Annotated in this window: 16 protein-coding genes and 2 rRNA genes (1 of these 18 cut by a window edge); 3 read left to right on the top strand and 15 right to left on the bottom strand. The window is 37.5% G+C overall.

Annotated features, from left to right (window positions below):
• The first annotated feature begins 39 nt into the window (after nt 1–39).
• Nucleotides 40–1,263, top strand: a complete 1,224-nt coding sequence (gene arcA, locus TMATH_RS00775) for an arginine deiminase (protein ID WP_012994266.1) — start codon at nt 40–42, stop codon at nt 1,261–1,263.
• A 120-nt stretch (nt 1,264–1,383) separates the two neighbouring features.
• Here arcA and TMATH_RS00770 read toward each other — a convergent pair whose 3' ends face one another.
• The 13 genes from TMATH_RS00770 to TMATH_RS00710 all read right to left on the bottom strand — a co-directional run bounded on the left by TMATH_RS00770 (nt 1,384) and on the right by TMATH_RS00710 (nt 11,134).
• On the bottom strand, nt 1,384–2,262 hold the full coding sequence (locus TMATH_RS00770; protein ID WP_013149596.1) for a PSP1 domain-containing protein: 879 nt from the start codon (nt 2,260–2,262) through the stop codon (nt 1,384–1,386).
• Between the two features lie 2 nt (nt 2,263–2,264).
• Complete coding sequence (gene holB, locus TMATH_RS00765; protein WP_013149595.1) at nt 2,265–3,239, bottom strand: DNA polymerase III subunit delta'; 975 nt, start codon at nt 3,237–3,239, stop codon at nt 2,265–2,267.
• Nucleotides 3,240–3,247: 8 nt separating this feature from the next.
• Complete coding sequence (locus tag TMATH_RS00760) at nt 3,248–3,685, bottom strand: YaaR family protein (RefSeq protein WP_012994263.1); 438 nt, start codon at nt 3,683–3,685, stop codon at nt 3,248–3,250.
• Nucleotides 3,686–3,695: 10 nt separating this feature from the next.
• The gene (locus TMATH_RS00755) at nt 3,696–4,025 is read right to left on the bottom strand and encodes a cyclic di-AMP receptor DarA (protein ID WP_012994262.1); all 330 of its coding nucleotides are present in this window, start codon (nt 4,023–4,025) and stop codon (nt 3,696–3,698) included.
• A gap of 12 nt (nt 4,026–4,037) precedes the next feature.
• The gene (tmk, locus tag TMATH_RS00750; RefSeq protein ID WP_013149594.1) at nt 4,038–4,652 is read right to left on the bottom strand and encodes a dTMP kinase; all 615 of its coding nucleotides are present in this window, start codon (nt 4,650–4,652) and stop codon (nt 4,038–4,040) included.
• Nucleotides 4,649–6,073 carry an aminotransferase class I/II-fold pyridoxal phosphate-dependent enzyme gene (locus tag TMATH_RS00745; RefSeq protein ID WP_013149593.1) on the bottom strand — a complete coding sequence of 475 codons (1,425 nt, stop codon included), beginning with the start codon at nt 6,071–6,073 and terminating at the stop codon, nt 4,649–4,651. Before TMATH_RS00745 ends, tmk begins: the two co-directional genes overlap by 4 nt.
• A gap of 66 nt (nt 6,074–6,139) precedes the next feature.
• Nucleotides 6,140–6,364 carry a sigma factor G inhibitor Gin gene (locus TMATH_RS00740; protein ID WP_013149592.1) on the bottom strand — a complete coding sequence of 75 codons (225 nt, stop codon included), beginning with the start codon at nt 6,362–6,364 and terminating at the stop codon, nt 6,140–6,142.
• A gap of 135 nt (nt 6,365–6,499) precedes the next feature.
• Nucleotides 6,500–7,072, bottom strand: a complete 573-nt coding sequence (locus tag TMATH_RS00735; RefSeq protein ID WP_013149591.1) for a DNA-3-methyladenine glycosylase I — start codon at nt 7,070–7,072, stop codon at nt 6,500–6,502.
• Between the two features lie 10 nt (nt 7,073–7,082).
• Nucleotides 7,083–8,030 (bottom strand): ROK family protein, encoded by a 948-nt coding sequence (locus tag TMATH_RS00730; protein WP_013149590.1) that lies wholly within the window; start codon nt 8,028–8,030, stop codon nt 7,083–7,085.
• Between the two features lie 382 nt (nt 8,031–8,412).
• Nucleotides 8,413–9,636 carry an NAD(P)/FAD-dependent oxidoreductase gene (locus TMATH_RS00725; RefSeq protein ID WP_013149589.1) on the bottom strand — a complete coding sequence of 408 codons (1,224 nt, stop codon included), beginning with the start codon at nt 9,634–9,636 and terminating at the stop codon, nt 8,413–8,415.
• A 46-nt stretch (nt 9,637–9,682) separates the two neighbouring features.
• Entirely contained in the window at nt 9,683–10,216 is a 534-nt protein-coding gene (locus TMATH_RS00720; RefSeq protein ID WP_012994254.1) for a YeeE/YedE thiosulfate transporter family protein, read from the bottom strand.
• A 16-nt stretch (nt 10,217–10,232) separates the two neighbouring features.
• Nucleotides 10,233–10,460 (bottom strand): sulfurtransferase TusA family protein, encoded by a 228-nt coding sequence (locus TMATH_RS00715; protein ID WP_003867363.1) that lies wholly within the window; start codon nt 10,458–10,460, stop codon nt 10,233–10,235.
• Nucleotides 10,461–10,480: 20 nt separating this feature from the next.
• Nucleotides 10,481–11,134 (bottom strand): YeeE/YedE thiosulfate transporter family protein, encoded by a 654-nt coding sequence (locus TMATH_RS00710; RefSeq protein WP_013149588.1) that lies wholly within the window; start codon nt 11,132–11,134, stop codon nt 10,481–10,483.
• Between the two features lie 198 nt (nt 11,135–11,332).
• On the opposite strand from TMATH_RS00710, the gene TMATH_RS00705 reads away from it, so the two are divergent.
• Entirely contained in the window at nt 11,333–12,226 is an 894-nt protein-coding gene (locus tag TMATH_RS00705) for a LysR family transcriptional regulator (RefSeq protein ID WP_013149587.1), read from the top strand.
• 12 nt (nt 12,227–12,238) lie between these two features.
• Nucleotides 12,239–12,457 (top strand): sulfurtransferase TusA family protein, encoded by a 219-nt coding sequence (locus TMATH_RS00700; protein ID WP_013149586.1) that lies wholly within the window; start codon nt 12,239–12,241, stop codon nt 12,455–12,457.
• 42 nt (nt 12,458–12,499) lie between these two features.
• Here TMATH_RS00700 and rrf read toward each other — a convergent pair.
• Nucleotides 12,500–12,608, bottom strand: a 5S ribosomal RNA gene (rrf, locus tag TMATH_RS00695).
• Nucleotides 12,609–12,640: 32 nt separating this feature from the next.
• Nucleotides 12,641–14,878: ribosomal RNA gene (locus TMATH_RS00690) — 23S ribosomal RNA — on the bottom strand; it runs 733 nt beyond the window's last position.

Here is a 14,878-nt window from a genome sequence, read left to right as displayed (position 1 = left end):
ATACTATATAAAGAGTTTAAACATTAGGAGGAGGAAAAGTTGACAAAAGTAGTTACCGCTCCCCGCGTATCTTCAGAAATAAATAAATTAAAAATGGCCATTTTGCACAGGCCAGGGAAAGAATTGGAAAGATTGACCCCGCAAAATTTATCCGAACTTCTTTTCGATGATATCCCGTGGGTTAGAAGAATCCAAGAAGAACACGACAACTTTGTAAAAGTATTGCAACAAAATAACGTCCAAGTGCTTTATTTGCAAAACCTTTTAGAAGAAATATTAAAAGAAGAAAATGTAAAAGAAAAATTTATTGATGAATTACTTCAAGTAAACGGAGTAACCTCTCCAAAAATCAATAACTATTTAAAAGAATTCCTTAAAGAAAAATCTCCAAACAATGTTGCCGAAATAGCAATTGCAGGTTTGGCTTTAAATGAAATAAAGATAAAAAAATCTATGATGGGTTTAGCAGAATACATATACCAAGACAATTATTTTTATATAAAGCCTCTGCCCAACCTTTATTTTACAAGAGACCCCGGAGCAATGATAGATGGTGGCTTAATGATAAGTTCTATGAAAACAGCAGTTAGAAGGCCAGAGACTTTGATATTAAAATACATTTATAAATATCATGAAATTTTTAGAAAAAATAATGTTCCTTGGTGGTATGATGATAGTTACCCTCACTCCATAGAAGGAGGAGATGTACTGATATTAAGCGAAAAAGTTATTGCAGTAGGATGTAGTGAAAGAACAACCCCTCAGGCAATAGAACAACTAGCCCATAATTTATTTGAAAAAGGTTCCTCTGTTGAAAAAATATTAGTAGTGCAAATCCCTATAAACCGCTCATATATGCATTTAGATACAGTTTTTACAATGGTTGACACAAACAGATTTGTGTTTTATCCCGGAATAAAAAACGATTTGAGAGTATTTAGCATCATAAAAGAAGAAAAAGGTTTCTCTATAAATCAAGAAAAAGATTTGCAAACTGCATTAAAAAATGCTCTGAATCTTTACACAATAGATATAATACCTACAGGAGGTCTTAATGCAATAACTTCTGCAAGAGAACAATGGAACGACAGCACAAATACTTTAGCTATTGCTCCGGGAGTTATTGTAGCCTACTCCAGAAATGAAATATCTAATAAAATAATGGAAAAAGAAGGAATAAAGGTAATCCCTATTGAAGGATCAGAACTTTCAAGGGGAAGAGGTGGTCCTCGCTGTATGACTATGCCCCTTTTAAGAGAATAATTTTTAGTTTTTATATGATAAAACCAGTTAATAGTATTCTTACATCATTATAAACCCACGGGATATTTTATGGAAGTGGTATTTTCTATTTAAAAAAGCAGAATAAAAAATAGAGGAAATTTATTCCTCTATTTCCTCTATTTTTTCTAGTTCCCCTTCATAATTTTCTTCAATTTCTTCTTCCCTTTCCTCTATAACTTCTACTTCTTCAGGATCATATTCTTTTATTATCTCTATTCCTTCTGCATTTTTCACTTTCACTTTGAGTTTTCGTCTAATCACATCTACCTCTGCAATTTTCATTTCTTTATCTCCAACTCTTATTATGCTACCAACTTTTGGAAGTTCTGCTTTAATTTTATCATACATCTCCTGTTCATATTTTAAACAACACATTAATCGGCCACAAATGCCAGAGATTTTAGTGGGATTTAAAGACAAATTTTGGTCTTTCGCCATTTTGATAGAAACAGGTTCAAATTCCCCTAAAAAGGTGGTACAACACAGAGGCCTTCCACAAGGTCCTAAACCTCCTATGATTTTTGCTTCATCCCTTACTCCTATTTGTCTCAGTTCTATTCTCATCCTAAAAACAGCAGCCAAATCCTTCACTAACTCTCTAAAGTCTACTCTGCCTTCAGCAGTAAAATAAAATATGACTTTGGTGTTATCAAAAGTGTATTCTACATCGATTAAATTCATCTCCAAACCATGTTGTTGTATTTTCTCAAGACATATCTCAAAAGCCTTAGCTTCTTTTTTCTTGTTTTCATAATAATGTTCCACATCCTCTGGCGTCGCAATCCTTATTACTTTTTTTAGAGGAGCCACAATCTCTTCTTCAGCTACTTCTTTTATGCCGACAACTACTTCGCCAAATTCTATTCCTCTTATTGTTTCCACTATAACCTTGTCCCCTATTTCTATTGGCAAATCTCCTGGGTCAAAATAGTATATCTTCCCCGCTTTTTTAAATCTTACACCTACAACAGTAACCAAAATTATAAACCTCCTGCCATATCCAAAAGTAGATTTTCTACCGCTAATTGATAGTTTACATTTGAATTAATCTGCCAATTAAACTGTTCTATTTTATTAATTATATTATTGAGCTTATTAATAGTCAATTGAGATTCCATTTGTTGTATTTTATTTAAAAAATCTATATTTTTAATAAAAGAGGCATCTTTTGTAACCTTATAAATTAACAAATCTCTCACATAATAAAGCATAATTTTCAAAATTTCTTCTATATTGTCTTTATTTTTATCAAAAAATTCAAATTCTTCTATAACTTCAAATCCCCTAATTGTAAGAATTTTTTCTATTTCTTGTATCGTTTCTTTTCTAAAATTTAAATATTCGTTATCAGTTAATTTATTAGCTTGATCAAAATTTCCATCAGCAATATGAGCTAACACTTCTGCCTCTTTTTCGGGAATATTTTGTTCACATATTAAATAGTTCTTTATGGTATTTTTACTTTCCTTACCAAAGCGAACTATATTACAACGAGAGATGATGGTAGGGAGAAGCTTCTGTTGTTGCGATGCAATCAATATAAAAAGGCCATATAAGGGAGGTTCTTCTAAAGTTTTTAAAAAAGCATTTTGTGCTGATACAGTCATTTTATCAGCTTGGTCTATAATAAAAATTTTTTTGTTAGCTTCATAAGGTCTTATATTAATTTCGTTAGTTATATATCTTATGGTATCAACTTTTATAGAATTCTCCTCTGGCTCTATAAAAAATACGTCTGGATGATTTTTATCCATTAGCTTTAGGCAAGAGCTACATTTAAAGCAAGGCTTTTCAGTTTCCTTTTTGCAATTTACCATTATGGCAAAATACTCTGCCATAAATCTTTTCCCTAAGCCTTTTTCTCCTACAAGCAAATAAGCATTTGAAATTTTATTTTGAGATATTACATTTTTAAAAATATTTAATACTGTTTCATGCCCATAAATTCTATACACGTTATCACCTATGAATATATGTCTATTAATAATCCTCTTATATCATCTATCATTTTTAAAAGTTCTAAGTGTTTGGAATCCTTTAAAAATTCTTCTGTAAGCTTTTCTAGTTTGCCATTTACTTTTTCTACTAGAGAATAAATTTTCTTCCTTCCTCTTCCGTCGAGATATTCTTTTTTTGTGTATTTTAACATACCATTTGTCGCTTCTTGCAAAAACTTCTTTACAAGTTTTTTGTAATTAATTAAGTCCTGCAAAGTCAGACTCTCTTTTAATTTTTGTGCTGCACTGTCTATCTCTGATAAAATCTCACTTAATTTGTCTTGATGAAATTGATCTAATTCTTCATCAAAAGTATCAATAAATTTTTTAGTAACTCTAGACTTATTATACTCACTTTTTATATCAGAAGAAATTTTAGGAGATTTCACTTCTTGAATCCTCATGTCAAACACCCTAAATCCTGAGAAATTTTTCTACATTTAACACAAAAACTGTAGCTCCACCAATCGTAACTTCAACAGCTTGAGGCAGGAAAATGTCTGTTGCACCACCCATAGGCGTAGGAGAAGTAATTATTCTATCGCGAGTTTTACATTTTTGTTCTATTATGCTGATAACATCTTCTAATTTTTCGTCTTCTACACCTATTATCAAAGTTGTATTGCCAGACCTTAAAAATCCTCCAGTAGATGCTATTCTCGTAAAGCTAAATCCTCCCTCCGTCAAACCATCCATAAGTCTTCTCACATCTTCGTCCTGCACAATAGCTAACACCAGCTTCATGTTAACCCTCCTTTACAACAAATATTTTTTTACTGCATCAATTATGTCTTGATGCACTTTGACAATCTCTTGCATTCCGTCTATAAATACAAACCTTTTAGGATATTCTTTAACAAGCTTAATATACCCTTCTCTTACTTTTTTATGAAAATCCCAACTTTCTCTTTCTAACCTATCTGCTTCTCTTTTGCCCCGCCTTTTCATCGCTTCTTCAGGAGTAATGTCTATATAAATTGTTACATCAGGCAAAATCCCCATTGTAGCTATTTCATTAACTATCTTAACCTTTTCTATCCCTAAGCCCCTCGCATAACCCTGATACACATAAGAACTATCCACAAAGCGGTCTAACAGTACAATTTTGCCTTCCTTAATAGCCGGCAAAATTTTCTCTTCCACCAGCTGAGCTCTTGAAGAAGCGTATAAAAGCATTTCTGTGACTGGAGAGATGAAATTATATTTATCCAATAAAATATCTCTCACTTTTTCTCCTACGTTTGTTCCTCCAGGTTCCCTTAATACCAAAATATTATAACCCTTTTTTAAAAGATACTCCTTCAGAAACTTTATTTGAGTAGTCTTACCACATCCATCTATTCCTTCGAAACTTATAAATTTCCCTTTCATATTTCACACACCAATAGGCTGTTATTTTTATTAAGACCTAATATCTTAATACCTTTATTATATAATACATTTATATATTTTACCATATCTTTTTTTATTCGCTCTCCTGGACACACAAGCGGAACTCCCGGAGGATAAGGAATAATAAAGTCTGCACAAATACTGCCTTCCGCATCTTCCAAAGATACCCATTTAGTCTTTTGCCTTATCGCTTCAGCAGGTTTTAAAACCATTTCTGGAACATCAGGATAATCTTCTATTTCTACCTCTAATTTTTTATCTTTTTTTAGATTTTTCATATTTGCAAGCCCTTTTATTAAAAGTTCAACCTCTTCCTTATTATCTGCTAATGTAATCATGGCAAGTATATTAAAAGTATCAGCCATCTCTACTTGTATATTAAAATTCTCCCTCAAAAAACCTTCTGCTTCAGGCCCCGTTATACCTAAGTTCTTTACACTTATAGTAAGTTTGGTTTTGTCAAAGTCAACAATGCCGAAGCTACCTAATATTTCTTCCCCTAAACACCTTACTCCCCCAAGAGTGTTTATCTCATGTCTTGCATAATCAGCAAGAATAATCGCTTTTTCTAATCTGTTTTTACCTTCCTTCTCCATGTAATCTCTTGCAAGGTCAAGAGAAGACATAAGAAGGTAGGAAGGAGATGTTGATTGAAAAAGGCTTAGAAAATATTTCAATCGATTTGTATCTACTCTGTCCGAATTCAAATGAAGTATAGAACTTTGAGTAAAAGAAGACAAGGTTTTATGGATACTTTGTACTACAATGTCTGCACCTACCTGTAAAGAGGAAAGAGGTAAATTACCAGAAAAAGGAAAGTGAGCTCCATGAGCCTCATCAACAATTAAAATTTTATGGTATTTATGAACGATATCGGAAATTTTTTCGATATCACTACAAAATCCATAATAATTTGGATAAGTTATCACAACTGCTTTTATAGACTCATTTTTCTTTAAACATTCTTCTAGTTTGTCTATATTAACTCCCATTGGGATGCCACTTTCGTAATCAATTTCCGGGTTTATGTAGAAAGGTACTGCTCCTGTTAGTACAAGGCCGTTATATACAGATTTATGAGAATTTCTCATTATAAGCACTTTATCATCGGGATCTAAAACTGCGTACATCGCTGCATATATCCCCGAGGTCGTCCCATTTACAAGAAAAAAAGATTCTTTCGCTCCAAAAGCTCTTGCTGCAAGTTTTTGTGCCTCAAGTATGGGACCTTCGGGATTGTGAAGGTTGTCAAGTCCTGGTACCTCTGTTAGATCAATCTTTGTTAAATTGACAAGATATTCTTCTGGAAAAATCCTTCCCTGTTTATGACCTGGCATGTGAAAGGGTATAATCTGTTTTTTTACATAATCCATAAGGGCTTCATATAATGGAGCTGTCATACAATCCTCCGTATAATCATAATTTCTTGTTACTTTGATTATACCATAAAAATATGAAAACCGGACCTACATCCGGTTTTCATACCTTATACCCTTCATATAACCTTCCCATATGTCTATCATTTTTTGCTTGTAAAAATCATAACTTTCATCAAAAGGAGATAAATCTATTAATTTTTCTTGGCAATTTGTACAGAGAAATTTCCCTAATACTTCTATTCCATCTTCTGATTGCTGTTCGCATATAAAGCATTTCTTTCTTGTTGCTATGCTTTCCATAGTCAACACCATCTTTCAAAATTTTCTAATGTAATTATTCCCTTTTGTGCAAAAATATATTCACCTTTTTATATTTCAATTTTATTATATTTTTTGTTAAAAGAAAAAAAGCAAGTCTTAATCAAATTGCACCAGGCTCTGCCTGTATTATTTAAAAGTCTCAATTAATTCCTTATATCTAAAACAACTAATTAAATGGTCATTTACTATACCTACCGCCTGCATATATGAATATATAATAGTAGAACCTATAAAAATAAATCCTCTTTTTTTAAGCTCTCGGCTTATTTTATCCGACAATTCAGTTTTAGAAGGTATATCTTCAATTCTTTCCCATTTATTTATTATAGGTTTATAATCTACAAAGCTCCAAATGTACTTATCAAAACTCCCAAATTCTTGTTGTATTTCTATAAACCTTTTTGCATTGTGCACTGAAGCCTCTATTTTCTTTCTGTTTTTTATAATTCCACTATTTTTTATAAGCTCTTCTATTTTCTTTTCATCATATTGTGACACTTTTATAGGGTCAAAGTCAGCATAGGCCTTTCTGTAATTTTCTCTTTTTTTTAAAATAGTAATCCAACTAAGACCTGCTTGTGCCGATTCTAAAACCAAAAACTCAAAATGTTTTTTATCCTCATGAACAGGTACTCCCCATTCTTCATCGTGATATTTTATGTAAAGGTCATCACCCAAACACCAAGGACACCTATTCATATTCCACCTCTTATAAAAGTAATGCTGCCGCTCCTAAAACACCCACGTTTTCTCCAAGCTCTGCTTTTACTATTTCACACACCGCAGCGTTTGGCTTTAAAGCTTTTTCCTTTATTGTTTCCATCATTTTATCATAAAGCATCTCCCATTGAGTAGATACGCCACCACCTATGGCAACTCTTTTTGGATTATAAAAAGCCATGATATTTGATATTCCCACTCCAAGATAAAAAGCTTCCTTGTCTACCAATACTTTTGCAAACTCGTCTCCTAATTTTGCCGCTTCAAATACATGTTCTGATTTTACCACTCCATCTTTGGCTAAATCCTTTATCATTGTATTCTCTCCGTCTTGAATTCCTTGTTGTGCAAATCTTGCAATAGCTGTGCCAGAAGCAAAGGCTTCAAAGCAGCCATAATTTCCACAGTTGCATCGAGGTCCATTGAAATTTATAGTATGATGCCCAATTTCAGCTGCATTTGAATTTTCTCCGCTATAAAGTTTTCCTTCTATTATCACGCCACCACCAATTCCAGTGCTTACAGTGATGTACACAAAATTGTCTATACCTCTTCCCGCGCCAAACAAATGTTCTCCAATAGCTGCAGCATTTGCATCATTTTCTAATTTTACTTCAAGTTCAAGTTTACGAGATAAAATATCCACAATGGGAACATTGTTCCAACCCGGAAGATTAGGTGGACTTACAACTACCCCCCTTTTAGCATCAAGGGGCCCTGGAGACCCAATACCAACCCCTTTTAAATCAGATAATTTCAACCCTGTTTCCTTTAAAACATCATAGATACTTCGTTCTATTCGATAAATCACTTCTTCTGGCCCTTTTTCAGCCATAGTAGGTATTTTTATGCTTTTTATAATAGTGCCCTTCTCATCTACAAGGCCTGTACTTATCTTTGTCCCTCCTAAGTCAACACCGCATAGGATTCTCCCCATTTTTATCCCTCCATTCTTCACTGTTTTTAAATATAGTATCCTCCATTTTGCTATTAAAGTCAATATAATAAAGAAATGCCCAAAAGGGCATTTCAGACTGATGACAAACTTTCGCAAAGTAGATATTTTACATAAGTTGCGACTTGTGACAAAGCGCTAACAAAACTTAGCAAGACTGAGGATGGAGGCGGGGCCGAAGCCAAGGAGGGCGGAGGCGGGCACCTAAGACAGGACGTCGAATGTGCCCGGTACCCCGCCGTAATCCGAAAGTCGCGCTTTAGCTTTGTCGCTTTGGAACTTCGGAGCAACGATGCAAAATATCTACTTTAAATAATTTTTGGTTCTTTGTTAACAAAGCTGAAATGCCCAAAAGGGCATTTTCTTATATACAGCTAAGCAATTCTTTTTCAAAATCCTCTAAGTCATAAATATGCTTTGCCACCTTGCCTTCTTTTACAACAGCAATGCAAGGTACTTTTTCACAATACAGCCTCTTAGCAAGTCTGTCAGACTTATAAATATCTATCCTACACATTTTCAGTTTATCAGCATATTTTTTATGGAATTCCTCAACCTTCATAAGATATTCTCTGTCTTTTGCCTCAACAGCATTGTAAACATATGCTAATACTGTCTCTTTAGCTTTCAAAATTTCATTCGTAAAGTAATCCGTTTCCTCAATATATTTTTCTGCCATAACACCCGCTATTGCACCATCTCCTACCGCTGTAGCAACTTGCCTTAAAAACTTATCTCTTACATCTCCAACAGCATATACTCCGTCAATATTAGTTTCCATATTCTCGTTAGTTATAATATAACCTTTAGGTGTCATGTTTATTAGACCTTTGAATATCTCTGTATTAGGAACATAACCTATAAACAGAAAACAACCATCTACATCTACAGGAATTAATTCTCCTGTCTTCAAATTCTTAAGAACAACTCTTTCTAATCTTTCATTCCCTTCAAAAGCTTCAACCATTGTATTCCAATGGAATATCATTTTTTCATTTTTTAGTGCTTTTTCTTGAGCCACCTTGTTTGCATCCATTATGCCTTCATCGTGGATAACGGAGACGTGTACTTCTCTCGCAAACTTGGTCAAGAATATTCCCTCTTCAATAGCTGCATCTCCACTTCCAATTATCATAACCTTTTTATCTGTATAGTAAGCCGCATCACACGTGGCACAAAAAGATATTCCTTTATCGTATAAAAAGTTCTCTTCCCCTTTAGCACCTGTAAGCCTTGGCTTGCCTCCTGTCGCAATAATAACAGCCTTAGCATAATAATCAACCCGGAAAGTAGAAACTACTTTATAGTCTTCTTCTATTCTCAAGCCTTTTACATCAGTAAGCTTTATTTGAACACCAAACCTTTTAGTCTGTTGCTCAAATAATTTCATCAACTCAAGTCCAGCAATTGGTTCAGGAAATCCCGGATAATTCTCAATTTCACTGGTATATGTGGCAAGGCCACCAACGAGAGACTTTTCAATTAAAAGAGTTTTAAGTCTCGCACGTCCACAATATATAGCTGCTGTCATTCCAGCAGGTCCACCGCCAATAACTACTACATCATAATATTCTTTTTTCTTTTCCATATAAACCCCCTCCTAAAATTTAGGTGGCTATAAGCCACCTAATTATTTACATAAAATATTTGACTAACAGTTTACTGCCAATCCACGCTCCAATTAGTATAAATACTGTATATACCCAACCATGGAGAGACATGGATGATACGCCACTGAAAAATGCTCCAATATTACATCCAAAAGCTATTCTTGCACCATATCCCATTAAAAGACCTCCAAGTATAGCCGCAACAACTTGTTTATGAGATTTTATCTTTTTAATTTTAAACTGCGAAGCTAAAAGAGTAGCCAAAAAAGCTCCTAAAATAATCCCTATATCCTGAACTGAACCTGTATTTGTGAAAACACTTTGAGTGAGTGCTTTTGCATGAGATGGGTTTTGGAAATAAGTCCAAGTCTCTGGATGTCCTCCTAAAGCTCTAAATATCCACGCACCCCAGTAGGAAAAAGTCGTCGTAATACCCCATGGATGCCCAGAAAATGCGAATAAAGCTATATTTAAAAGTCCTAAAAGGACTGCTCCTGTCCAATAACTCCATGCATCTTTTATTATTTTCTTAAAAAAGGGATGCTCCTGGAAATTCATTTACTTTCACCTCCCTTTACTTAGTTTTTTCAATATAAACTTCCCACTGGCCATCATCAACTTCTTCAATTTCTACATTGTATCCCATGTTTCTTGCCCATTCTGGCACATTTTTCATAGCACAACTATGGTCTATCTCTACAATCAATACATCTCCAACTTTTAATTTCTCCATTTCCTTTTGAGTTTTCAAAAGTGGTACTGGGCAAGCCTCTCCTAAACAATCAAGTCTGTATTCTGCCATACAAATCTCCTCCTTAAAAATTAATTTTTTGCATTAAATCTTTTATACTCATACCATTCTGCAAGTATGAAAAGTAGACCTAACAATATTAGTTGTCCAAAGAATGCAACTCCCCAGCCAAATACATCTGGTAAAAACACTTTAGGTGATTTAGCTATAGAGACTTTGGTCCACCATCCAAAGTCCCTTGCACCCCATAAAGAACCTATGATAAAGAATATTATTGACAACCACTGCATCATAAACCCTTCTCCAACTCTCATCAAAGTTCCTGAAGCACAACCTCCAGCTATGACCATTCCTATCCCAAACATTGTAGCTCCTATCACTGTGTGTATTCCAACAGGTGCAATATTACCAGGAATGGCTTCTCCTCTTAAATAAGCATTGTATTGAATTGCGGCAAATCCTATTGTGGCAATCATAAATGCTACAATCACAGCTCTGGTAAGTGAAGTACTACCCGTTAAAACCGGGTCTCTCAAAGATGCAGTAAAGCAAAATCTAGCTTTTTGAAGAACGAAGCCAAAGGCAATCCCAAAAGCCCAATAAACTGCTAACTTAGTCGATTGCTTTGATAAAATTATGCCTATAATGACAATTACAACTAAAAGTGCAACTCCATAAGGGAACTGATTTGCCTTTTTCTTTTTACTTTTTTTCACCGCCTCCATTTATATCCCTCCAACTTTGTTATTATTTTAACGTTCCAATTGTATTATACTATAACTTTTTGTCCTTTTATCATTTAAAAATCTTATACAATATAAGTTTTCTTTATATCAAATTTGTAGTATAATTAAATTAAACGTTGTATTAAGTCATGTCTTTAACAATATTCGACAAGTTTTTATCAAAAAAGGGGGAGACATATGAATATCAATAATTTGAGAGCCTTCTATAAAACAGTTTATTATAAAAGCATTTCATCTTCTGCAAAAGAATTGTATCTATCTCAGCCTGCCATAAGTCAGCAAATAAAAGCCCTTGAAAAAGATTTAAAAACTACTCTTTTAAAGAGAAGCAATAGAGGTGTAATTCCAACACCGGCAGGAGAATTAGTTTATCATTATGCAGAACGGATTTTAAATTTATATGACAATATGATACAAGACCTACAATGTTGTGAAAATGACCGTATAAACAGACTAACAATATCTTGCTGTCCTACCATCGGCCAATACGCTTTGCCTTGCGCTCTTCATGAATTTAAAAAGAAAAATAAAAACATTACACTCCACGTAGAGCACAATTTTAGCAATGAAGTAATCCATCACATAAAAGAAGGAGGCACTGATATAGGATTTATTGAAGGCTGTTATTCTGATGAAAATATAAATTGCATTCCTCTAGGAGAATTTAAAATGCATTTTGTCGCTAGTGGCAATTGGGAATTGAAAAATTTGCCAAAAAATAAATTATTCTATTATAATTTCTTTATCATTCATAAAAACTGTGCCTCGCGAAAAATAATCGAAGAGACACTTCTTGAATATGGTATTGACATAAACAAATTAAAAATTGAAATGGAATCACCTTCTATCGAATCAATAAAATCTTCAATTGCTGCAGGGCACGGTCTATCTATTCTGCCTTATATTTCCATAAAAAAAGAGTTGTATACAAAAACCCTCACTATTGTAGAAGTAGATAACATCGAGTTTAATTACACCTATTCACTTATCTATGACAAAAAAATTCATAAAAAAATTAAGTCTGATTTTATTGATTTTATCAAAAACTCAGGTAAAACTTTCTTCTGTTAAGGGTGATAAAATATGATGCATGAACTTATGACTTTTGGAGAAATATGCCCATTACCTCTTTTAAAGGCTATTGAAAAATACAAAAAGATGGAAAAAGGTGATATGTTAAAAATCGTGGTGGACCATAGCTGTTCTTTAAAAAACATACAGGAATATTTTTTAAAGCTTAATTGTTCAGTGGAAATAGATGAAGTTCTAAATGGAGTATGGGAAATATATATAAAAAAATAAACTCCTTTTCAGGAGTTTATAAAGGGGGCTTTTGTAAAATTTTACCGGCAGCGACCTACTCTCCCGCGAAAGCAGTACCATCGGCGCTGGAGGGCTTAACTTCCGTGTTCGGAATGGGAACGGGTGTTTCCCCTCCGCTATCGCCACCGGAAATCCTAGACCCTCAAAACTGCACAAAGCCTTATGGTCAAGTCCTCGACTGATTAGTACCGGTCAGCTAAGAGTGTTACCACTCTTACACCCCCGGCCTATCTACCTCGTCGTCTTCGAGGTGTCTTACCCCCTTACGGGTGGGAAACCTTGTCTTGAGGCGGGCTTCGCGCTTAGATGCTTTCAGCGCTTATCCCTTCCGAACTTGGCTACCCAGCTGTGCCCCTGGCGGAACAACTGGTACACCATCGGTTCGTCCACCCCGGTCCTCTCGTACTAGGGGCAGTCCCTCTCAAGTTTCCTACGCCCGCGACGGATAGGGACCGAACTGTCTCACGACGTTCTGAACCCAGCTCACGTACCGCTTTAATGGGCGAACAGCCCAACCCTTGGGACCTACTTCAGCCCCAGGATGCGATGAGCCGACATCGAGGTGCCAAACCTCCCCGTCGATGTGGACTCTTGGGGGAGATCAGCCTGTTATCCCCGGGGTAGCTTTTATCCGTTGAGCGACGGCGTCCCCACTCACTGCCGCCGGATCACTAAGCCCGACTTTCGTCCCTGCTCGAGGTGTCCCTCTCACAGTCAGGCTACCTTCTGCCTTTGCACTCTCCCGCGCGATTCCCGTCCGCGCTGAGGTAACCTTTGGGCGCCTCCGTTACCCTTTAGGAGGCGACCGCCCCAGTCAAACTGCCCACCTGCCATTGTCCCTACGCCGGCTCCTCGGCTATAGGTTAGAATCCCAGTAGTCCCAGGGTGGTATCCCACCGCCGACTCCAGTAAGGCTCGCGCCCTACCTTCTACGTCTCCCACCTATCCTGTACAGAAACTACCAGCATCCAGTGACAGGCTGCAGTAAAGCTCCACGGGGTCTTTCTGTCCAATCGCGGGTAACTCGCATCTTCACGAGTACTACAATTTCACCGGGCCCCTCATCAAGACAGCGCCCAAGTCGTTACGCCTTTCGTGCGGGTCGGAACTTACCCGACAAGGAATTTCGCTACCTTAGGACCGTTATAGTTACGGCCGCCGTTCACTGGGGCTTCGGTTCAGAGCTTTAACCCCTCCCCTTAACCTTCCAGCACCGGGCAGGCGTCAGCCCCTATACTTCGTCTTCCGACTTAGCAGAGACCTGTGTTTTTGGTAAACAGTCGCTTGGGCCTCTCCTCTGCGACCCATCAGGGCTTTCAGCGCTCGGCCTATACCCCAATGGGTACCCCTTCTCCCTAAGTTACGGGGCCATTTTGCCGAGTTCCTTAATGAGGGTTCCCCCGCTCGCCTGTGGATACTCTCCTCGCCTACCTGTGTCGGTTTCCGGTACGGGCACCAAGCAGTTTACCGCTTAGAGGCTTTTCTCGGCAGTCTGGGCTCGGCTGCTTCGGTACTCTCTTTCCCTCCCCTTCGCCTCTCAGGCCCTACGCAGGACGGATTTGCCTATCCTGCACCCTACTGGCTTGGACGCGCTCTACCAACCGCGCGCTCAGCCTACCCTCCTGCGTCACCCCTTCGCTTCCTGCTCGGTGGCAGGGGATTCTCTACCCCTTCTCCATCGCCTACGCTCTCGCCTCGGCTTAGGTCCCGGCTTACCCTGGGCGGATTACCCTCCCCCAGGAACCCTTAGGCTTCCGGCGGTAAGGTTTCTCACCTTACTCTCGTTACTCATGCCGGCATTCTCTCTACTGTACAGTCCAGCCTCGCTTACACTCGGCCTTCTCCCCGTACAGTACGCTCCCCTACCCCACCGCCTTACGCGGTAGCCCCAGCTTCGGTGGCATGTTTTAGCCCCGTTCATTTTCGGCGCAGGACCTCTCGACCAGTGAGCTGTTACGCACTCTTTAAATGTATGGCTGCTTCTAAGCCAACATCCTGGTTGTCTCCGAAGTCCCACTTCCTTCCCCACTTAACATGCCCTTCGGGACCTTAGCTGGAGGTCTGGGCTGTTCCCCTCTCGACCACGAATCTTATCACCCGTGGTCTGACTCCCAGGTTCCCGCCTATGGCATTCGGAGTTTGATAGGGTTCGGTAACCTCCTTGGCCCCTAGCCCATTCAGTGCTCTACCTCCATAGGCCTCTTCCCTGAGGCTAGCCCTAAAGCTATTTCGGGGAGAACCAGCTATCTCCGTGCTCGCTTGGCATTTCACCCCTACCCACAGCTCATCCCATGGCTTTTCAACGCCAACGTGGTTCGGGCCTCCACCAGATCTTACTCCGGCTTCACCCTGGCCATGGGTAGCTCGCACGGTTTCGGGTCTACGGCAGCAAACTTACGC

It is taken from the genome of Thermoanaerobacter mathranii subsp. mathranii str. A3 (assembly GCF_000092965.1).
GTDB classification, from domain to species: Bacteria; Bacillota; Thermoanaerobacteria; order Thermoanaerobacterales; family Thermoanaerobacteraceae; genus Thermoanaerobacter; species Thermoanaerobacter thermocopriae.
This window is presented reverse-complemented; position numbering and strand designations above follow the sequence as displayed.